Annotated in this window: 23 protein-coding genes; 8 read left to right on the top strand and 15 right to left on the bottom strand. The window is 35.3% G+C overall.

From position 1 onward, the window contains the following. Nucleotides 1-4: 4 nt before the first annotated feature. Nucleotides 5-1,216 carry an RsmB/NOP family class I SAM-dependent RNA methyltransferase gene (locus KXJ69_RS08495; protein ID WP_219052618.1) on the bottom strand — a complete coding sequence of 404 codons (1,212 nt, stop codon included), beginning with the start codon at nt 1,214-1,216 and terminating at the stop codon, nt 5-7. 68 nt (nt 1,217-1,284) lie between these two features. On the opposite strand from KXJ69_RS08495, the gene KXJ69_RS08490 reads away from it, so the two are divergent. After that, on the top strand, nt 1,285-2,322 hold the full coding sequence (locus KXJ69_RS08490) for a WD40/YVTN/BNR-like repeat-containing protein (protein ID WP_219052616.1): 1,038 nt from the start codon (nt 1,285-1,287) through the stop codon (nt 2,320-2,322). Nucleotides 2,323-2,325: 3 nt separating this feature from the next. Here KXJ69_RS08490 and KXJ69_RS08485 read toward each other — a convergent pair whose 3' ends face one another. The 7 genes from KXJ69_RS08485 to KXJ69_RS08455 form a co-directional block, all read right to left on the bottom strand. Continuing rightward, on the bottom strand, nt 2,326-2,757 hold the full coding sequence (locus KXJ69_RS08485) for a sensor of ECF-type sigma factor (protein ID WP_219052614.1): 432 nt from the start codon (nt 2,755-2,757) through the stop codon (nt 2,326-2,328). A 1-nt stretch (nt 2,758) separates the two neighbouring features. Beyond that, nucleotides 2,759-3,253, bottom strand: a complete 495-nt coding sequence (locus KXJ69_RS08480; RefSeq protein ID WP_219052612.1) for a hypothetical protein — start codon at nt 3,251-3,253, stop codon at nt 2,759-2,761. A gap of 22 nt (nt 3,254-3,275) precedes the next feature. Further along, nucleotides 3,276-3,827 carry an RNA polymerase sigma factor gene (locus KXJ69_RS08475; RefSeq protein WP_219052610.1) on the bottom strand — a complete coding sequence of 184 codons (552 nt, stop codon included), beginning with the start codon at nt 3,825-3,827 and terminating at the stop codon, nt 3,276-3,278. Nucleotides 3,828-4,306: 479 nt separating this feature from the next. Continuing rightward, nucleotides 4,307-6,130: an ABC transporter ATP-binding protein gene (locus KXJ69_RS08470; protein ID WP_219052608.1), complete on the bottom strand. Its 1,824-nt coding sequence runs from the start codon at nt 6,128-6,130 to the stop codon at nt 4,307-4,309. After that, nucleotides 6,130-7,833: a phospho-sugar mutase gene (locus KXJ69_RS08465; RefSeq protein ID WP_219052607.1), complete on the bottom strand. Its 1,704-nt coding sequence runs from the start codon at nt 7,831-7,833 to the stop codon at nt 6,130-6,132. The genes KXJ69_RS08470 and KXJ69_RS08465 overlap by 1 nt, the downstream gene beginning before the upstream one ends. Before the next feature lie 49 nt (nt 7,834-7,882). Beyond that, nucleotides 7,883-8,836 (bottom strand): glycosyltransferase family 2 protein, encoded by a 954-nt coding sequence (locus KXJ69_RS08460; protein ID WP_219052605.1) that lies wholly within the window; start codon nt 8,834-8,836, stop codon nt 7,883-7,885. Between the two features lie 12 nt (nt 8,837-8,848). Beyond that, nucleotides 8,849-9,379 carry a DUF4199 domain-containing protein gene (locus KXJ69_RS08455; protein ID WP_219052603.1) on the bottom strand — a complete coding sequence of 177 codons (531 nt, stop codon included), beginning with the start codon at nt 9,377-9,379 and terminating at the stop codon, nt 8,849-8,851. Nucleotides 9,380-9,586: 207 nt separating this feature from the next. Here KXJ69_RS08455 and KXJ69_RS08450 point away from each other — a divergent pair, with 207 nt between their 5' ends. Then, nucleotides 9,587-9,868, top strand: a complete 282-nt coding sequence (locus tag KXJ69_RS08450; protein ID WP_219052601.1) for a type B 50S ribosomal protein L31 — start codon at nt 9,587-9,589, stop codon at nt 9,866-9,868. Nucleotides 9,869-9,970: 102 nt separating this feature from the next. Further along, complete coding sequence (locus KXJ69_RS08445; protein ID WP_219052599.1) at nt 9,971-11,146, top strand: GlmU family protein; 1,176 nt, start codon at nt 9,971-9,973, stop codon at nt 11,144-11,146. Here the strand turns inward: KXJ69_RS08445 and KXJ69_RS08440 are convergent. The 3 genes from KXJ69_RS08440 to KXJ69_RS08430 form a co-directional block, all read right to left on the bottom strand. Further along, complete coding sequence (locus KXJ69_RS08440; RefSeq protein WP_219052598.1) at nt 11,143-11,649, bottom strand: ankyrin repeat domain-containing protein; 507 nt, start codon at nt 11,647-11,649, stop codon at nt 11,143-11,145. The genes KXJ69_RS08445 and KXJ69_RS08440 overlap by 4 nt on opposite strands. A 99-nt stretch (nt 11,650-11,748) precedes the next feature. Then, nucleotides 11,749-12,054: a hypothetical protein gene (locus tag KXJ69_RS08435; protein ID WP_219052596.1), complete on the bottom strand. Its 306-nt coding sequence runs from the start codon at nt 12,052-12,054 to the stop codon at nt 11,749-11,751. Nucleotides 12,055-12,179: 125 nt separating this feature from the next. After that, nucleotides 12,180-13,799 carry an ABC transporter substrate-binding protein gene (locus tag KXJ69_RS08430; RefSeq protein WP_219052594.1) on the bottom strand — a complete coding sequence of 540 codons (1,620 nt, stop codon included), beginning with the start codon at nt 13,797-13,799 and terminating at the stop codon, nt 12,180-12,182. Nucleotides 13,800-13,859: 60 nt separating this feature from the next. Between KXJ69_RS08430 and mtaB the strand changes: the two genes are divergently transcribed. After that, nucleotides 13,860-15,200: a tRNA (N(6)-L-threonylcarbamoyladenosine(37)-C(2))-methylthiotransferase MtaB gene (gene mtaB, locus KXJ69_RS08425; RefSeq protein WP_219052592.1), complete on the top strand. Its 1,341-nt coding sequence runs from the start codon at nt 13,860-13,862 to the stop codon at nt 15,198-15,200. Here the strand turns inward: mtaB and KXJ69_RS08420 are convergent. After that, nucleotides 15,197-15,496, bottom strand: a complete 300-nt coding sequence (locus KXJ69_RS08420) for a GNAT family N-acetyltransferase (protein ID WP_219052590.1) — start codon at nt 15,494-15,496, stop codon at nt 15,197-15,199. The two genes, mtaB and KXJ69_RS08420, sit on opposite strands and share 4 nt — an antisense overlap. 15 nt (nt 15,497-15,511) lie before the next feature. Continuing rightward, nucleotides 15,512-16,228 carry a pirin family protein gene (locus KXJ69_RS08415; RefSeq protein WP_219052588.1) on the bottom strand — a complete coding sequence of 239 codons (717 nt, stop codon included), beginning with the start codon at nt 16,226-16,228 and terminating at the stop codon, nt 15,512-15,514. Between the two features lie 88 nt (nt 16,229-16,316). Between KXJ69_RS08415 and KXJ69_RS08410 the strand changes: the two genes are divergently transcribed. From KXJ69_RS08410 to KXJ69_RS08400, 3 genes are read left to right on the top strand one after another with little or no spacing between them, the layout of a single operon-like run. Then, the gene (locus KXJ69_RS08410) at nt 16,317-16,976 is read left to right on the top strand and encodes an alpha/beta hydrolase (protein ID WP_219052587.1); all 660 of its coding nucleotides are present in this window, start codon (nt 16,317-16,319) and stop codon (nt 16,974-16,976) included. A gap of 43 nt (nt 16,977-17,019) precedes the next feature. After that, the gene (locus KXJ69_RS08405; RefSeq protein ID WP_219052585.1) at nt 17,020-17,961 is read left to right on the top strand and encodes a lytic transglycosylase domain-containing protein; all 942 of its coding nucleotides are present in this window, start codon (nt 17,020-17,022) and stop codon (nt 17,959-17,961) included. Between the two features lies 1 nt (nt 17,962). Next, on the top strand, nt 17,963-18,334 hold the full coding sequence (locus KXJ69_RS08400; RefSeq protein ID WP_219052584.1) for a sulfite exporter TauE/SafE family protein: 372 nt from the start codon (nt 17,963-17,965) through the stop codon (nt 18,332-18,334). 6 nt (nt 18,335-18,340) lie between these two features. Here the strand turns inward: KXJ69_RS08400 and KXJ69_RS08395 are convergent, their stop codons facing one another. Both KXJ69_RS08395 and KXJ69_RS08390 read right to left on the bottom strand, forming a co-directional pair. Further along, on the bottom strand, nt 18,341-19,006 hold the full coding sequence (locus tag KXJ69_RS08395; protein ID WP_219052582.1) for a TlpA family protein disulfide reductase: 666 nt from the start codon (nt 19,004-19,006) through the stop codon (nt 18,341-18,343). Between the two features lie 114 nt (nt 19,007-19,120). Continuing rightward, entirely contained in the window at nt 19,121-19,687 is a 567-nt protein-coding gene (locus KXJ69_RS08390) for a DUF2892 domain-containing protein (RefSeq protein WP_219052580.1), read from the bottom strand. A 158-nt stretch (nt 19,688-19,845) separates the two neighbouring features. On the opposite strand from KXJ69_RS08390, the gene rpmH reads away from it, so the two are divergent. Next, the gene (gene rpmH / locus KXJ69_RS08385; RefSeq protein ID WP_008615344.1) at nt 19,846-20,007 is read left to right on the top strand and encodes a 50S ribosomal protein L34; all 162 of its coding nucleotides are present in this window, start codon (nt 19,846-19,848) and stop codon (nt 20,005-20,007) included. Nucleotides 20,008-20,015: the final 8 nt, after the last annotated feature.

The raw sequence follows: 20,015 nt of genomic DNA, 5'->3' as shown, positions 1-20,015 counted from the left end.
TTAGTTATTTCTTTTTGAGAAGTGCCATATAAAAACCATCATATCCAGATTCACTAGGGAAGATGGTTTCTTCTTTGACTAAAATAAATGATTTTCCATTTTCGGAAGTTAAAAACTCTTTTACTTGAAGATTGTTCTCGGATGGTAGAATTGAGCAGGTGGCATACACCAACTCTCCTTCTTCTTTTACCATTTTTGAATAGGATTGAAGAATTTCTTGCTGGGTTTTCTTTATTTCTTCAAGAAATTCTGGTTGTAATTTCCATTTGGTATCCGGATTTCTTTTTAAAACTCCCAAACCTGTACAAGGAGCATCAATAAGAACCTTATCTGCTTTACCAATTAATTTTTTAATGGCTTTTGAAGAATCAATGACACGCGTTTCAAGATTGTGAATTCCATTTCGTCGGGCTCTTCTTTTTAGCTCATTTAGTTTGTTTTCATAAAGGTCCATTGCAATTATTTGACCTTTATTCTCCATAAGGCTGGCAATGTGTAAACTTTTTCCACCAGCTCCTGCACACGCATCAACAACACGCATCCCAGATTTAGGATCTAATAAATGTGCTACTTGTTGCGATGAAGCATCTTGCACTTCAAACCAACCTTCCTTAAATTGCTCTGTAGTGAAAACGTTGGCGCGTTCTTTTAAAACCAATGCATTCTCTAAACCTGAAATAGGTTCCGTATCAATCTCTTGATCCCTTAAGGCATTTTGAAGCTGTTGTACATTTGTTTTTAAGGTATTTACTCTTAAAACCACATCTGCTTGGCTATTAAGGTGTTTTAATTCCTTTTCCCAACGGTCTTTACCTAACTCTTTCAATCCTAAATCATCTAACCAATCTGGAATAGATTCTCTTAGTTTTCTCACTTTCGAAAGTTCATCAAAACGCCCTTTAATTTTTCGGGTTGGAGTTCCTTCAAACTGAGGCCAGTCCGGAAGTTTAATGCCACGGAGGGTAGCCCAAACTACAAACATTCTAAAAAGATTTTCCCTATCGAAAGGCTCTTTTACTTCAGCAATTTCGGCATACAATCGCTTCCATCGAACGATATCGTAGGTTGTTTCAGCAATAAAACTTCTGTCGCGAGAACCCCATCGCTTATCACGCTTTAGAGTGTTTTTCAACACCTTATCGGCCTGTTTTTTTTCATTAAAAATAATATGAAGGGAATCGATGGTTGCAAATACCAAATTTCGGTGCAGTCTCATAATCAATTTATAGGCTGCAAAGTTAGTATTCTTTCTCGCTTTAATTACTTTTGCTAAAATTTTTTTAAATGAAACTTATTTCCGTAGTATTAATTACCCTTTTATTAATTTCTTGTTCTAAAAAAAGCAAATCGTTTGACAGCGTTGAAATTGAAACTATTTTTACTGATAGTTTAAGTATACGGGCCATTGCTCCATTAAATGAAAATCGTGTTTGGTTTGCTGCAAATAAGGGAATGGTGGGGTTAATCGACAGAAATATACCAAAATTGGCTACCATTAAATATGAAGATTCTTTGCTTCACTTTAGAGCATTGGCCGCTACAAAAGAAAATGTATTTGTCTTAAGTATTGCTAACCCTGCGGTGTTGTACAAAATTGGATTTAATGGCAACGAAGCTACAAACATTGAAGAAGTATATGTAGAAATAGGAGAAAAGGTGTTTTACGATTCCTTGGCTTTTTGGAATAACAAAGAAGGCATCGCCATGGGTGATCCCACACAAGATTGCTTATCGATACTAATTACTAGAGATGGTGGTAATTCTTGGAGTAAAGTAGATTGTTCTCAATTACCAAAAACTGAAGAAGGTGAAGCAGGCTTTGCGGCAAGTAATACAAATATTGCCATTTACGGGAATCATGTTTGGATTGCTTCTGGAGGGAAACGTGCAAGGGTTTTTCATTCGGCGGATAAAGGAACTACTTGGAAAGTATACAATACTCCTATTTTACAAGGAAAGCCAATGACGGGGATATATTCAATTCGGTTTTATAATGAAGAAATAGGGGTTATTTTTGGAGGTGATTGGGAAAATAAATCTTTTAATGAAGGCAATAAAGCTATCACTAGAGATGGAGGTAAAACTTGGAAACTTATGGCGAATGGGCAGGGACCTGGATATCGGTCTTCGGTGGCTTTTGTGCCAAACTCCAATGGAAATGGGATGGTAGCTGTAGGTTCTCCAGGGATATCATATAGCCATGATGCTGGTAATTCTTGGAAAGAACTGTCAAAAGAAGGATTATATGCTATTGAGTTTGTAAATGATTCAATTGCCTTTGGGAGTGGGCAAAACCGAATAGTAAAACTTAAATTTCAATAGATATTAGGGCCTTTCACCGCGCCTGTTCTTCATTTTGTTTAAGAGGGTTCGTTTAAATTCTTCTTCGGCGCGTTTTAGCTTCAGAATTTTTTTAGCGGGTAAAATTCCTTTTAAATTTTGAACCAATTCTTTTTGATATAAAAATTCCTTTTCTTTTAAACTGATTGCTTTTTCAAGTAAGGCATTTGCTTCGGCGTCCGAGAGGGAATTAAAATCACCTTTTATGGTTTCAAAAATTTCTTTGCGTTCTTGCTTTCTAAGAGTTCTTAATTTCTCTTCATGAGCATTATAGATAGGCCAGAATTTTTCGGCTTCATCAGAAGTTAATTCCAATGACTCTGTTATAAAAGCAGTTTTATACGCTTTTATTTTATCGCCTCTTTGGGCTGAGGCTGTTGTTGCGATTAATAAAAAAAGGATAAGAATATGTTTCATTTTATTCGATTAAAAGTGAAGTGTCATCAAGACTGTCCAGTAAATAATTTTCGATTGTTTCTTCTGTTATTGAAAGTGATTCCCATTGAAGACTTTCGAGGTCTTCTTCATTTAATAGTTGTGCTACATCTTGAGCTTCAATATCAAGATTGTTATATATGTAAGTTTCAATTTCGGCTATTTCCCAGTTTGTAATATTTGTATTGGATTTGTTCCAATTAAAAAATAGAAGTATTAAAATACTTGCTGCAATACCGGTGGCATACCAAATATTCTTTTTTCTAAAAATGGAGAACACCTTAGATTCCTTTTCGTGAATAGTTTTTGAAAGAATCTTTTCTTCTAGAGTTACAAAATAATTTTCGGGAACATTAAAACCTGTATTCTCTGGAAATTTATCTTCAGAAACAATAGAAAAGAGTTTGTCGTCCAGTGCTTCAAAATAGGAGCTAGGGACTTTAAAACCAGAGGTGTATTTCTTTTTATCGTTTTCCATTTAAAATTTGACTTTCAATTTGTTAAAAGGTTTCATCATTCTCTAAAAAGGTAGTGATTTTTTTAACTGCAATATGATAACTGCTTTTTAATCCACCTACAGAGGTATCTAAAATTGTTGAAAGTTCTTCATACTTTATATCATCAAAATATTTCATATTAAAGACCAACTGTTGCTTTTGTGGAAGCGAAGCAATGGCTCTTTGTAATTTTAACTGAATTTCATTCCCTTCAAAATAGACATCTTCTTTTAAATTGGATAGTGCAGCTTGTTGCACTTCTTCCGAAGTTACTTGTAATTTTTTGGCCTTTTTGTTAATAAATGTAATGGATTCATTGGTGGCTATGCGATACATCCAAGTATAAAGTTTGCTTTCCCCTTGAAATTTATCAATATTTCTAAAAACTTTTATGAACGTATTTTGAAGTACGTCATCGGCATCATCATGATTTAGAACAATCTTTCTTATATGCCAATACAAACGTTCCTTATAGGTGGTTATTAACTCCCTAAAGGCTTTTTCTCTTTGATCTTGAGACTTTAATGCAGTTACTAAGGATTGTTCTTCTACCAATTAACGTGCTTTTATGTTGGACTTTTTAAGTGTATAATAGTTTAATTAAAGGTATTATATTTTTTTAATAAGGGAAATAAATCGACAAAATGTCTATTTTTTTAGATTAAATACATAAAATATTTTTTTGTAGGAAAATATTTACTAAATTTACACCATACTTCTTATGTATAGGTTCTTATATCAGCCCCAACTGTATCAAGAACTGCATTAAACGGGCCTAAGCGGGGGCTGGCCCGTTTTTTTTCAACTTATAATTTTTCAAGAAATACCATCTATAAGTAAGAAAAATATGTCAAAAAAAATCAAAAACATCGATGAAATACATATATGGTAGATAAAATGCAAAATAAAATTTGGATAAATAAAATTTACATGTATATTTGAAATCTATTTATGTTATGAATTTGATTCATCGCAAGCCCCAAATGCGATGGGTCTCAAAAAAAGAGAAGCAGTGCCCCAACTGCTTCTTTTTTTTATACCAACGATTGCATTTCTACGAGACTGTAATAAGTTCCCTTTTTCTGAAGAAGATCTATATGCTTTCCTTGCTCTACTATTTTTCCTTTCGAAAGTACTACGATAGTATCAGCATTTTGAATTGTAGATAGTCTGTGCGCAATTACGACGGAAGTTCTATTCTTCATCATGTTTTCTAATGCATCTTGTACGAGTCTCTCACTTTCTGTATCGAGCGCCGAAGTTGCTTCGTCCAAAATCATAATAGGTGGGTTCTTTAAAACTGCACGGGCAATGCTTAAACGTTGTTTTTGACCCCCACTTAATTTATTGCCACTATCGCCAATATTAGTATTGATGCCATCGGGTAAGGTTTCTACAAACTCCCAAGCATTCGCTACTTTTAATGCGTCTATAATTTCTTCATCCGTAGCTTCTTTATTAGCAACAAGAAGGTTTCCTTTAACCGTATCGTTAAATAGAATAGAGTCTTGAGTAACTAGTCCCATTAATCCGCGTAGTGATCTTAATGAAATATTTTTTATTCCCATTCCATCTACTTTTATTTCACCCATGTTTACATCATAAAAACGAGTCAACAGATTGGCTATAGTACTCTTACCACTTCCACTTTGACCTACAAGGGCAACCGTATGTCCTTTAGGTACTTTTAATGAAAAGTCTTTTAAAACCCATTCTTTTTCATATCTAAAAGATATATTTTCAATACTTATCTCATCTGTAAAACCTTCTTTTTCAATAGCACCAGGCTCATCCTTAATAGTAGATTCTGTTTCTAAAATCTCCAAAATTCTTTCGGCAGCAGCATTTCCTTTTTTAACACTATAACTCGCTTTGCTAATGGATTTTGCTGGATCCAAAATTTGATAGGCTAGAAGCATGTACACTAAAAATAATTCTGTATCAAGCGTTCCTTGTACAAGAACCATTCTACCACCATACCAAAGAATAATGGCTATCACAGATATTCCTAAAAACTCACTAACGGGTACAGCTAAGTTTTGACGATTTAATAAGGAATTCGAAAATTTGAATAACCTATCGGTAGTATGCTTAAATTTATCATTGAAAATAGGCTCAGCATTAAATCCTTTTATGATTTTAAGTCCGCCTAAGGTTTCTTCCAAAATAGAAAGAAAGACACCTTGTTCTTTTTGAACTCTATCCGATTTACTTTTTAAGCTTTTTCCCACCCTTGTAATTAGATATCCAGAAATGGGAATAAATATGAATACAAATAGCGTTAATTGTGGGCTAATGATAATCATCGTGACGAGCGCAAAAAGAATCGTTAGTGGCTCCTTTATAAACATTTCTAATATGGAAAGAAATGAACTTTGAATTTCATTAACATCACTTGTAATTCGCGACATGGTATCTCCTTTTTGTTTTTCAGAAAAGAAGGAAATGGGTAGTACGAGTGTCTTTTTGTACAAATCGTTTCGTATGTCCTTTATGATACCGTTTCTAAGAAACGTAATAAAATACATAGATAAATAACCAAAAATGTTTTTTATTAAAAAGGTGCTTATCACCAAAATAATCATAAAGAGTAGCGCGTCTCCAGCTCCTTCATTAGCTCTTTGAGTTACAAAGTAATTTAGATAGTCTTCCACAAACCTACCTATGTTTTTAAGCCCAGTAAATTCTGGTTCTACCGTAAGTTGTTCCGTTTTATTGAACAATACGCGTAGCATGGGAAACAACGAAAGCATCGCAAGTGTCCCAAACAAAGCATAAAAAATATTACAGATAATGTTTAGAATTCCATACTTTTTGTACGGAAGGGCATAACGGATAATTTTTTTGAAATAGTTCATTAATGGATGTTCAAATCTTGAATGATAGCGGCTATTTTTTCCTGAAGACCCTCTTCATTTTTGCCGTTAACGCTGATGTAAAATTTTATTTTTGGTTCGGTGCCACTGGGGCGTACTGCGATTTTGCTTCCATCCTCAGTGTAAAATATAAGGACATTCGATTTTGGAATTTGTATGGCAGAACTCGAACCGTTTAAAAGGTTTTTCGAAAGACTCGTTTTGTAGTCTTCAATACATATAACGCTACTTCCTGCAATTTCAGTGGGTGGATTGTTGCGGTAGGTTTTCAATATTTCCTGTATTTCCTCAGCGCCACTTTTTCCTTTCTTTACCATCGAAATTAATTTTTCCTGGTAATGCCCAAACTCCTTATAAATTTCTTGAAGATACATATAAATACTGCTTCCTTCGGCTTTCTTTTGGGCTGCAATTTCACAACTAAGTAGGGTAGCGGTCACGGCATCCTTATCCCGAACAAAATCTCCCACCATATACCCGAAACTTTCTTCACCCCCACCAATAAGAGTAAGTTCTGGAAAATCCTTAATCATTTTTGCAATCCATTTAAACCCTGTAAGGCCTTCCATATAGGTTACGCCAAAGGCTTCCACAATTTTTTGAATCATAGGAGTGGAGACGATGGTAGAACCTACAAATTGCTTTCCATTGAGTTTTCCAGCCTTTTTCCATTGTTCCAACAAAAAATGTGTTTTTATTATCATGGCTTGGTTGCCATTTAATAAAACCATTGTGCCTTGTGGATTTCGTACTGCAATTCCCAATCGGTCGCAATCTGGATCGGTACCAATTACGATATCTGCTTTTTCTTTTTCAGCTAATTCCAGAGCCATTTTTAATGCTTCGGGCTCTTCAGGGTTGGGTGAAACAACGGTTGGAAAATCGCCATTAGGTTCTGCTTGTGCTTCAACTATGGAAAGGTTTTTATATCCAGCTTTTTCAAGCACTCGAGGAATCATGGTAATGGAGGTACCATGAAGGGAGGTGAAAACTATTTTTAAGTTGTCTTTTGCCTCTTTTGAGGTATGAAAGCTTCCATTTTTTAAGGAAGCTTCAGAAAAGGGAGCATCTACCTCCTCATCTATAAATTGAATGAACTCTTCGTTAGCTTCAAATTTAATATCTGCATATTCCAATGCATTTATTTCGGCTATAATCGCTTCATCCTGTGGGGGAACAAGTTGTCCTCCATCTTGCCAATATACTTTATACCCATTGTACTCTGGCGGATTGTGGGAAGCCGTTAAAACAATCCCGCAATGACAATTTAGGTAGCGAACGGCAAAGGAAAGTTCTGGTGTAGGACGTAAGTCTGAAAAGAGAAATACCTTAATTCTATTTGCTGAAAAAACATCGGAAACCACTTTGGCCAATTCTTTACTATTGTGTCTACAATCGTATGCAATGGCAATTTTTAGGTCTTCAGAAGGAAAAGATTTTTTTAGATAATTTGAAAGTCCTTGGGTGTTTTTTCCGAGGGTGTATTTATTAATTCTATTGTCGCCAACTCCCATAATGCCGCGCATTCCACCCGTTCCAAACTCTAAATTTTTATAGAAACTGTCTTCAAGAGTTTCAGAATCGTAGGCTATAAGCTCTTTGATGGTATGCTGAGTCTCCGTGTCAAAAGTAGGAGTGAGCCATGTATTGGCTTTTTCTAAAATAATGGGATCGATGTATCTCATTCGTTGAATTATTCTCGATAAGAAAGTGCAAAAATAGCGATTATTACCGTTATTCTTTTAAGTTTAGCACTTCTTTAATATGGTAGTTTTTTGCCTGCTTTTTGTTTCGAAGGATTAATTCGCCTAAAAATCCTGCCACAAAAAACTGACTCCCAAGAATCATAGCAACTAGGGCGATATAAAATTGTGGGCGCTCGGTTAATAATCTACCCGAAGTATTAATAAATAGCTTGTCAATCCCTAGATACAATGCAAAGCAAAACCCAATGATAAGCATAAGGGCTCCCCAGGCGCCAAATAGATGCATGGGACGTTTACCAAACTTTGAAAGAAACCAAATGGTAATTAAATCTAGAAATCCCCTAATAAAGCGTTCCATTCCAAATTTGGTGCTACCGTATTTTCTAGCTTGATGTTGCACCACTTTTTCTCCAATATTGCCAAAGCCTTCATTTTTGGCTAATACAGGAATGTAACGGTGCATTTCGCCAGTAACTTCAACCGTTTTTACAACTTCACTTTTATATGCTTTTAAACCACAATTAAAGTCGTTGAGTTTAACTCCCGATGTTTTTCTAGCAGCAAAGTTGAATAGTTTTGAGGGTAGGTTTTTCCCAATCACAGAGTCGAATCGTTTCTTTTTCCATCCCGATACAAGATCGTATCCTTCCTCCATAATCATTTGGTATAATTCTGGAATTTCTTCAGGGTTGTCTTGTAAATCGGCATCCATGGTAATGACTACATCGCCTTGTGTACGAGCAAAACCAGCGTGAAGTGCTTGCGATTTTCCGAAGTTTTTTAAGAAACGAATTCCTTTTACATTTGAGTCTTTTTGTTGAAGTGCTTCAATGACTTCCCATGAACCATCGGTACTTCCGTCATCTATAAAAAGAATTTCATAAGAAAAACCATTGGACTGCATGACTTCTGCAATCCAATGGTGTAATTCGTAAAGAGATTCTGCTTCGTTTAAAAGCGGAATGACAATAGATAGATTCATGAATGGTAAATTCTAGTAGCCTTCTGGGCGATTTTGCTTCATGATTAATCCCGAAATTAGAGAGATAATAAAACCTAAGAATAGTGTAAAAATAATGGCCATGGCAGACATAATTCCTGGGCTCATAAACTTTTCGGTAATACTAAGACCCATCTCCATTTGTTCTTCGGTCATTGTTGGATTTTGCTCAATCATCTGTTCTCTGGTGATTTCCATCATTTGAGCCACAAAATCAGGTTCAATAACTGTAACAAAAACGTAATTATAAACGGCACCTAGAATTCCTGCAATTACCGAGATGGCAAGTCCAACTTTAATGGCCTCACCTAAAGAAAGAAAACCTTCATTATCTTGTTTAAAGGCTTTAAGTCCATAAACTATTAGAGCGGCCATGATAATAATACCAATTACCGATGCCCACCAAGGTCTTTCTAGGTGAACCCCCATGACATAAGTTATCACAGATAAGGCAATGGATGCAAGACCCAGCAATAATCCATAGTTAAGTGCAATTTTTTTTAAGGAAGCTTTTTGATTGTCCATAGTTGTAAAGTTTTTAGCCTACCCATTCGGCAGGCAGGTTTGCCAGTTAGTAAACAAATGTACTAAAATGTTACGGAATTCCTGTGAAGACTGGAATCTTAGCTTTGCTTAATATTTCAATAAAAAAATACGTAAACTATTGTTCATTTATAATTAATGATTAAATTTGCACTCTCAAAATTATAGAGTACTAAATACGTTAAAGCGATGAGAAAAGGAATTCACCCAGAAAATTACAGATTAGTAGCTTTTAAAGATATGTCTAATGAAGATGTGTTTTTAACCAAGTCTACTGCAGATACTAAGGAAACCATTGAGGTAGATGGCGTTGAGTACCCTTTAGTAAAATTGGAGATTTCAAGAACTTCTCACCCATTTTACACAGGGAAACATAAATTGGTTGATACCGCTGGTCGTATCGATAAATTTAAGAACAAGTACGACAAGTTCAAAAAGCCTGCAAAAAAGGAAACAAAAACGGAAGAATAAATTCTTACGAATTTATACAACATATAAAACCTTCGAGAAATCGGAGGTTTTTTTATTTTAGGTCATTCAAAAATAAGTACCTTTAGGTTTTACTTTCAAAAAATGAATTACATTCTTTTCGACGGCAGTGTTCGCAATCAATTATTGCCTTTTACTTTTACAAGACCTGTGGCAGATATTCGTGTGGGTATATTAACTATTCGTGAAAAATGGGAGTTGTTGTTAGGTTCAACCACTACCACAGTAACCGAAGATTACCTTTCTGAAAAGTGGCCCCTTGTGGAGTTGGAAAAAAACATCCTGATTAACGCCAGTTTTATACCTTCGGAAAATTTGGTCAATCTCATTAAAAATCTTTCTGAAAATCAGGCCATTTTTTATGACGACGAACCCATTGCTTTTTTTTCGGAAGAAGACCAAGAAGTAGATTTTGAAAGCTGCGAGGTCATTCAATACTCCTATAACGATGTGTTGCGAATCGAACATACTTGGGATATTTTCAGTAAAAACCACGAGGCTATTGCCCGTGATTTTAAACTCCTTACTGAAGGCAGAAAATCGCAACCCATTCCCGAAACCACTGTAGCTTTTTATCCAGAAAATATTTTTATTGAAGAAGGAGCGGTACTTCCGCTTTGTTCCTTAAATGCTAAAGATGGACCTATTTATATTGGTAAAAATGCCGAAATTATGGAAGGTGCTATGATTCGTGGTCCTTTTGCACTTTGTGAAAGCGCTACGGTTAAAATGGCTGCCAAAATATATACAGGCACCACCATTGGGCCTCATTGTAAAGTAGGAGGTGAGGTAAGTAATAGTGTGCTATTTGGCTATTCCAATAAAGGACACGATGGGTTTTTAGGAAATTCGGTGCTCGGTGAATGGTGTAATTTAGGTGCCGATACCAATACCTCCAACTTAAAAAATAACTACGATCAAGTGCGCCTTTGGGATTATGAAACGGAAAGCTTTGCTCGTACTGGGTTACAGTTTTGCGGGTTAATGATGGGCGATCATAGTAAATGTGGTATCAACACCATGTTTAATACAGGAACGGTAGTTGGAGTAAGTGTCAATATCTTTGGAAGTGGTTTCCCACGAAATTTTATCCCGAGCTTTAGTTGGGGAGGTGCAGCAGGAATGACCACCTACAAAACCAACAAAGCCTTCGAAACTGCGAAAATTGTGATGTCACGCAGAAATATGGAGTTTACGGAAGTAGATGCTAAAATTCTCCAACATGTTTATGATGAAAGCGCTAGTTGGAGGAAAGGTTAGTATAAAGGGACTTTCACTTCTTTAGCCCCCATATTTATCAAGTATTCCTTAACTTCTAAAGCGTCATCACCCCCTTTAATTGCATGATGTAATAAGGTAAACCCATGAGGTCCTTTGGCATTTAAACTAGAGGGAAATGCTTCTATTATGGGTTTTAAAATTTCCATCTTTCCAAAAAGTGTAGCGGTAAATATATTTACTTGTGCCCCTTTTTCTATAAGATAGGTAGCAATTTCTTTATTTCCAACGTGCGACGCAGCCCCTAGTGCTGTTTCAAAATCTCCAAATTTCCAATCATGGGCGGCATTTAATAAGGTTGGATATTCTTCTAACAATTCTTTCACAACGTCAAAGTTTCCATGACCTGCTCCTACAAACTTTTGAACGATTTCTTTATCTAATTGAGGATCATTCATTAGCGGATTTGCAAATGAGACCAGAGGAGTTGTAGCAATTAATATCCCAGTTTGCCCAACGGATTTTAAAAACGCATTTCTATTCATCTTTATAGTTTTCAGAAAATTAGAAATACTTTATTTAATAGTTGTTAAAACTATGATAATTAACTTAATAGGGAATAGTCCAAAATTATTGTTGGATTTTTAAAACTCCGAAGACTTTAATAGACTAAAATCAAACGTATTCCAGAAAATCAAAAACCCAATAATGATTAAAAGAGTGACAATGCAAGAAATCAAAAATACGATGCGACGTCTTTTTCTGTCTTTTTTCATTTGCTGAAACATGCGTTTTTGGAAAGCAGCAAATTCATGACCTTTCATTTTGGTGTGGTCAACAAAATTTTCAATAGTTGTATGGCTAAAGTGTTTTTTTACATCAAAATTTGTTTGCCTTGTTCTAATGAATATTTTATGGTTTAGCCGTGTGCCTGTTGTTGTATATTTCATAATAATAAAATATTTAGACCAAAAACTTGAATTCCAGAACCTTTAAAGATTAAAGGTGTATGAAGTTAAATGGAATCCTGTGGAAAGTTTCTTTATTAGTCTGTGAAGGACTGTGTTTGTTACAGTTACCGCTCCTTTTTCACCCGTTTCAAAAACAAAAAATTCTGTGGATTAATACCCAATCCGCTTACTTTTTTATTGACAAACCGAATGGCTTTATCATAAAATAAAGGTACTACAGGGGCATCGGCAATAATTAAAGAGTCCATTTTGGCATATAAAACCTTTCGCTCTTCAATATCATTAATTGAAAGGGATTTTTGGTATAAACTATCAAACACTTCGTTTTTATAATGCATATAATTAGGACCGTGGGGGACAAAATTAGGACTGTAAAAAAGGGAAAGGTAATTTTCGGCATCGGGATAATCGGCCACCCAACTGGCACGGAAAATATCCAGTTCACCACTACTTTTCATTTGTCTGAGCGTGGAGGGTGGCATCACATCTACGGTTACCGAAATGCCTATTTTCTCCAATTCTCGTTGTATGTATTCGCAAATATCAAGATACTGACTGTTAGTACCTATCACAATTTCAGGATTTTGGTCTCCTGTTTCTAGTTGGTATTGTGCTACTAATTGTCGAGCCTTTTCTGGCTGATAGTCATAACCGTCTATTTCAGTAAACCCGGGTAATCCTTTTGGGATAAACCCATGGACGGCAGGAATACCCATTCCGTTGCGTAAATAGGTGATCATTTTTGAACGGTCAAATCCGTAGTTAATGGCTTGTCGCAGTGCTTTCGATTGAATTTCTTCTGCTTCTGCATCCATAAAAAATCCAAGATATTCGGTGTTTAAATAAGGGCAGGAAATGAGATTTACCTCCTTTTCATATTTGGATTGAAGCTTCCCTGTGGTGGTTAAAATTTCGTCTTTATACGAATTATCTAAACCCGAAATAAAATCAATTTTGCCCTGTGCAAATTGAAGAAACTCACTCTGTTTATCGGGTAAAAAAGTTATGGCCACGGCTTCAAGATAGGGGAGTTGGACTCCGTTTTCATCCTTTTCGAAATAGTGAGGGTTTTTCCGAAGGACGAGTTTTACGTTTTCTTCCCAAAGTTTAAATTGAAAAGGACCTGTTCCCACGGGATTTCTTCGAAATTCATTCCCGTAAAACTCCACCGCTTCTTGTGGTACGACGGAAAAATAACGCATTCCCAACATTCCTAAAAAAGCAGGAAAAGGCTCTTTCAGCATAATTTTAAATAGCGAATCATTTTCGGCAACCGCCAAATCTACATAATTCATCACCCAGCTTCCAGGCGAAGCTACTTTAGGATCGATTAAACGGTTAAAACTATATTCAAAATCTTGAGGCGTCGCAATCCTTGTAGAATCCTTCCCAAAGACTTTATTTTTATGAAAAAACACATCCTGACGTAGCGTAAAATAAAATGTGCAAGTGCTATCTACAATCTCCCAACTTTTGGCAATATCTGGCTGAATGTTTAACGAATCGTCTAATTGTACTAAACCATTAAATAATTGATTGGTTGGCCAAATGTTTTGTGGATTTCTCGCAAAGGCAGGGTCGAGTGAAGAAATATTGCTGTGTTCATTATACCGAAAAACGAGGTGGTCTCTTTCATTTTCTATTTTTTCTCCACAAGAAATCAACATTATGGAAACACAAAGAATTGATAGAAAGAAACGTAATGAAAGTCGTTGTTTCGCCATAGGTTTTAAGGATACAATTATAGTTTGTATTTTTGCTCCCTCGTTTGCTAAAATACAAGAATGAACGGTACAAAAAAAGCAGCATTTTACACTTTAGGATGTAAACTTAACTTTAGTGAAACTTCGACCATTGCGAGAAGTTTTTCTGAAGAAGGTTTCCAGCGGGTGGATTTTTCTGAAAAGGCAGATGTTTACGTGATAAATACCTGTAGTGTTACTGAAAATGCCGATAAGCGTTTTAAAACCATTGTGAAGCAAGCACTAAAGGCAAACTCTGAAGCCTTTGTCGTAGCTGTTGGCTGTTATGCCCAACTAAAACCGCAAGAATTAGCAGTTGTGAATGGTGTGGATTTAGTATTGGGGGCTACCGAAAAATTTAAAGTTACTAGTTATATCAATGACTTGTTGGATAGTCCTAAAGCAGAAACCCAAGTTCACAGCTGTGAAATAGACGAAGCCGATTTTTACGTAGGCTCTTATTCTTTTGGAGATAGAACACGTGCTTTTTTAAAGGTTCAGGATGGTTGTGACTACAAGTGTACGTATTGTACCATTCCCTTGGCGCGTGGAATTTCACGAAGTGACACCCTTGATAATGTGTTAAAAAATGCTGCTGAAATTTCGGCAAAAGGCATTAAAGAAATTGTGCTTACGGGAGTCAATATTGGTGATTACGGAAAAGGGGAGTTTGGTAACAAAAAACATGAGCATACCTTTTTCGAATTATGCGAAGCACTAGATAAAGTTGAGGGTATTGAGCGCTTACGAATTTCTTCTATCGAACCTAATCTGTTGAAAAACGAAACCATCGATTTTGTGGCGAAATCCAAAACGTTTGTTCCGCATTTTCACATTCCATTACAAAGTGGTAGCAACGATATTTTGAAGCTTATGCGTCGTCGTTATCTCAAAGAATTATACGTTGATAGAGTTAACAAGATTAAACAAGTGATGCCCCATGCGTGTATTGGCGTGGACGTAATTGTAGGCTTTCCAGGAGAAACAGAAGAACACTTTTTAGAAACGTATCAATTTTTAAATGAATTGGATATTTCTTATTTACACGTTTTTACCTATTCTGAAAGAGATAATACACTAGCTGCAGAAATGGACAATGTTGTGCCTCAAAAGGTGAGAGCCAAAAGGAGTAAAATGTTACGCGGACTTTCGGCAAAAAAGCGAAGAGCTTTTTATGAAAGTCAAATGGAAACTACCAGAACTGTGCTATTTGAAGGCGAAAATAAGGAAGGATATATTCACGGATTCACCGAAAATTATATAAAAATAAAAACTCCGTGGAATCCGGAGTTAGTTAATACACTTCATAAAGTAAAACTCACCAAGATTGATGAGGATGGATTGGTGCGTTTTGATTTTGTTAAACAACCTATGTTTGCCTAGATATTAATTCCAACAGGAAGTAATTCTTTGTATTTTCTTCGGTTTTTTCTTAAAAACCCTACAATTTCTGGACATGTAGGCATGAGGCTAATCCCTCGTTTTTTAACTTCTTCAAAAACTGCTTTAATAAAAATATCCCGAAATCCTTGTTCTTCCATATCGTCGGGCATATCGTATTTAGTTAGGAAGATTTTTCGGTCTTGCAGTGCATATTCAATACGAGCCATATTGTCGCCTACTTCTAGTTCAAACTGTCTTAAAAATTCATTGTCTGTAATGTCAACATCTTCAATCATAATGGGGGAGTTTTGTTAATTCATGGGTACTTCTATCAACAATAGTCTGGTGCCTTTTTTTGCTGTAATACTTATTTCATTAGTATCCCAGATACCAATGGCATCTCTATTTTTTAATATTTCATCGTCAACAGAAACTTGGCCTTCAATTACCATGAGGTATATGCCGTGTCCTTGTTGATTTAAGGTATAGTTCGTGGAGCGATCCTCCGTAAATTCTCCAAGATTAAAATAGGCTTGTTGGTGAATCCAGAGCTCATTGTCTTTCGCTTCATTTTTTGGCTTCACAACAGTGCTTATTTTATTGGGTGTAAGTAATGTTGCTATTTTTTTTTGATCATATCGCGGTGAAACGTTTTGTTCTTCAGGAAATACCCAAATTTGAAATAATTTAAGTGCTTCTTTGGCGCTTGCATTTACTTCACTATGCTCCACACCACTTCCTGCGCTCATAACTTGTATATCCCCAGCAGCGACTATGCCTTCATTTCCCATGGAATCTTTATGCTTAACAGCTCCCGATTGTGGAATGGTAACAATCTCCATATTTTGGTGTGGGTGTTTTCCAAATCCCATAGCAGGGGCAACAATGTCATCATTTAACACTCGTAATAATCCAAATTGTAAACGATTAGGGTCGTAATAATTTGCAAAACTGAAAGAATATTTTGCTTCTAACCATCCATAATTGGCATTTCCGCGTGTGGACGATGGGTGAACAACCTTTTTCATTGTTTTTAGATAGTAATAGTATCTTTACACTGTAAAGTTACAAATTTTATAAGTTCCCTTTGCCAAAAGGACTGTTAAAGGATTCCATATGACTAAAATTCATTTGTATTTTGTGCCAGGGCTCGCTGCGAGTAAAGAAATATTTAAAAATATTGTCCTTCCCATAGATCAATATGAAGTGCATATTATCGAATGGCTAATTCCAGAAAAAAAAGAATCCCTTACATCTTACGCACAAAGGATGGCGGCTTTTGTTACTGAAGAAAATGCTGTTTTAGTGGGTGTTTCCTTTGGCGGAGTGGTGGTTCAGGAAATGTCAAAATTTCTTGAGTTACAAAAACTTATAATTATTTCGAGTGTAAAATCGAAACAAGAGTTACCCAAACGATTTACAGTCGCAAAAGTTACTATGGCCTATAAATTGTTGCCAACGAGTATTGTGTCATCTGTTGGTGATTTAACAAAATTTGCCATTGGACCCCGAAGTAAAAAAAGATTGCGATTGTATAACGAATATCTTTCTATAAAAGATAAAGACTATTTAGATTGGGCTATCGAAAAAATGGTAAACTGGAATAGAAATGAAGTAGATACAGAAGTTTATCATATTCATGGAGACTTTGATGCTGTCTTTCCAATAAAGAATATTAAGAACGCTAATATTTTGGAAGGTGGCACCCATATTATGATTTTAAATAAAGGAAGTAAAGTGAGTAAAATGCTACAAAATATTATAGAAAACCACTAGTTTGCCATTTGCTATTTTTTATCTTTAAGGAAAATTTACAGTTATGAATATTTTATCAAAAATTGGATTGGGAACCGTGTTAGTAGCCGTATTTGTTTTGTGTACAAATGCTGTCCAGGATCCTGCGAAAAGCACTCCAAAAGCTTCTGAAAATATGGAGAAAAAGCTTGTTAACGACTATAACATATATGCCTTAGAGCTTCCGGAAACTATGGATTTTGCAGGAGAACCTGTGCCGTTGAATGATCCGGATGTTCGGGAAAGAATGGATAGAGAATTATTGGTAAATACCTATTGGCAATCTAATGGTTTGCTTATTTTTAAAAGAGCTCATAAATACTTCCCTATCATAGAACCATTATTAGCAAAATACGGTATTCCAGATGATTTTAAATATTTGGCTGTTGCGGAAAGTGCTTTAGAAAATAATAGTTCTCCTGCAGGTGCAGCTGGCTTTTGGCATTTTATGAAAGGGACAGGACGTGAATATGGACTTGAAATAAACGATTATGTAGACGAACGTTATAATTTGGAATTAGCTACAAAAGTAGCAGCAGATTACTTAAAGGACTCAAAAAGAAAGTTTGGAACTTGGACGTTGGCTGCGGCGGCTTATAATGCAGGAAATGGTGGTATAAATAAGCAAATTGAACGTCAAAAAGTAAATGATTACTACGATTTGTTACTGAATTCTGAAACCAGTAGATATGTATTTAGAATATTAGCCTTTAAGGAGATTTTGAGTAATCCTGGAAAATATGGTTTCAATTTTAGAGAAAAGGACCTTTATAAAGAAATCCCATCCTATAAAGTAAAAGTAGATACAGCGGTAACTGACTTTGCTGATTTTGCTAAAAAATTCGATATTAATTATAAGATTTTGAAAATCCATAATCCGTGGCTTCGTGACACCTATCTTAAAAACAGTAGTGGTAAAGAATATTATATAGAAATTCCAGAAAAAGGCCATTACAAAACCAATTAATATGAATTTTGAAATTGCAATCTCATTAATAGTCATAGGTATTTTGGCTGGAATTTTAAGCGGTTTTATGGGGGTTGGTGGCGGTGTTGTCATGATTCCATTAATGATGTTATTATTAGGATATGATCAACACCAAGCACAAGGGATGAGCCTAGCTGTCTTAGCAGTTCCCGTTACCTTTATTGCAGCATACACTTATCATAAATCTGGATATCCCATCAACTGGAAATTTGCTGTCTTGATAGCTGTATTCTTTGTAGTAGGAGGGTTTTTAGGATCAAAATTGGCCGTGAAAATAGATCAAGTTATTCTGAAAAAAATATTTGCTGTAATTCTTTTAATAGCTGCGATTAAGCTATTTTTTTCGAAATAAATAAGTTTAATCTTTATTTAAAAGTAATGAAACTCCGCTTGTAAAGGTTTGGTAGTTGGCATTATAGGATTTAGTATATTCTTCGCTGTAATGATGTAAAAAATTTCTTCTCACATCTAGGACCTTTTTATCTGAAGAAATGAAGAATGACGCTGGAAACCCGAGTGTGTGTTTCATACAACGAATAACAAAATCATTTTTATTCTCCTTTTCGTCTACATAGAGAATTTTAATTTTGTTATTCATCTTATTTTTTAACTTTCTTACCTTTTTTTTTGGCCCCCAAAACAGCATAACAAAATCTATTTCATCACTATAGGCATCTACAACATCATTAAGTGCAGGTATTTCACCAATGCCAGGTGTACACCAAGTAGCATAAGTAATAAGGTATATGGGCTTTTCGAATTCGTGAAGTTCAATTTTTCGACCACTAAATTTTCGCACCTTAAAATTATCTATATAGGTGTTCTTTACAACATGGTTAATTAATGAGTCGAAAAGAAACTGAGCTCTTTCTAAGTCGTTTTTTATATATGCCCTTTTTGCATTAACCCTATATTTCCTAATGTTTTTTTCAATGGCATCAGAAAAATAAGTCTTGGGCTCGAAATCTTGAGCATAGGAAGCTAGTGAGGTAAAAATAAATAGGGCAAGTAGTATTTTACCCATAGGCACTAGATTTGGTTAGCAAGCAAATGTAATAATGCTTTGTGAGAAAATTAAAGAAAACACATAGTTTTTTAGTTATTAAAAATTAATAAACTATTAAAAACCAACAATTTATTATCTGTATCTCCCGCCTCTACCAGATCTCCCATATTGCTGTCTTGGGATATTTGCTTTCTTCATTTGCTGCTGCATCATTTTAATTTGATCCCCCAGCATATTGTGCTTATCTAGCTTTTTTGCTTCAGCTAAAAGGGTTTCTGCTTCTCTTTTTCGGTTTTTTGTCATGGCTACACCTGCAAGGTTGAGCTTTACCATAGCCATATCTGAACTCATGCTTAACCCAAGTTTTTCGGCTTTTTTGAAATACTTTTCAGCTTCATTCATATTGGTTTGAGAAACCATTAGCCCATTGAGGTAGTTGTAATACCCTTGTTGTTTTGTAACGAGAGCACCTTCTGGGTTTTTAATTCTATCCAACCATTTTTTTGCGCCAGGAAAATCTTGCTTCCTAAGTCTTAAAAATGCTAGTAAAATCATTTCATTTTTAAAATAAAGAAAAACAAAAACAAAGGATAGAAGTATATACATTATTCCATTTCCAATATTTCCTTCGATAAATTGCCAAATGGATAGCCCTATAATAAGAGCGGTTAGTACTAATTTTATATTTTTATTGAACATGTTTCGTTGTTTAATATAGGCTGGCAAAGGTACTAAAAACAATCATAAATATTTTCACATTTCGGTTTGTCTAAGTAAAAAATGATTGTATATTTGCACCCGACTTTAAGAAAAGGTCTTAGAGTAGGAAAATTTCAGAAGATTTAACCTAATTTACAATGAGCAAGAGAACATTTCAGCCATCAAAAAGGAAAAGAAGAAACAAGCACGGATTTAGAGAGCGCATGGCTTCTGTAAACGGACGTAAAGTATTGGCTTCGCGTAGAGCGAAAGGCAGAAAGAAATTATCTGTATCTTCTGAACCTCGTCACAAGAAATAATGTTGATA

This window comes from Halomarinibacterium sedimenti (assembly GCF_019312585.1).
In the GTDB taxonomy this organism is placed as follows: domain Bacteria; phylum Bacteroidota; class Bacteroidia; order Flavobacteriales; family Flavobacteriaceae; genus Halomarinibacterium; species Halomarinibacterium sedimenti.
This window is presented reverse-complemented; position numbering and strand designations above follow the sequence as displayed.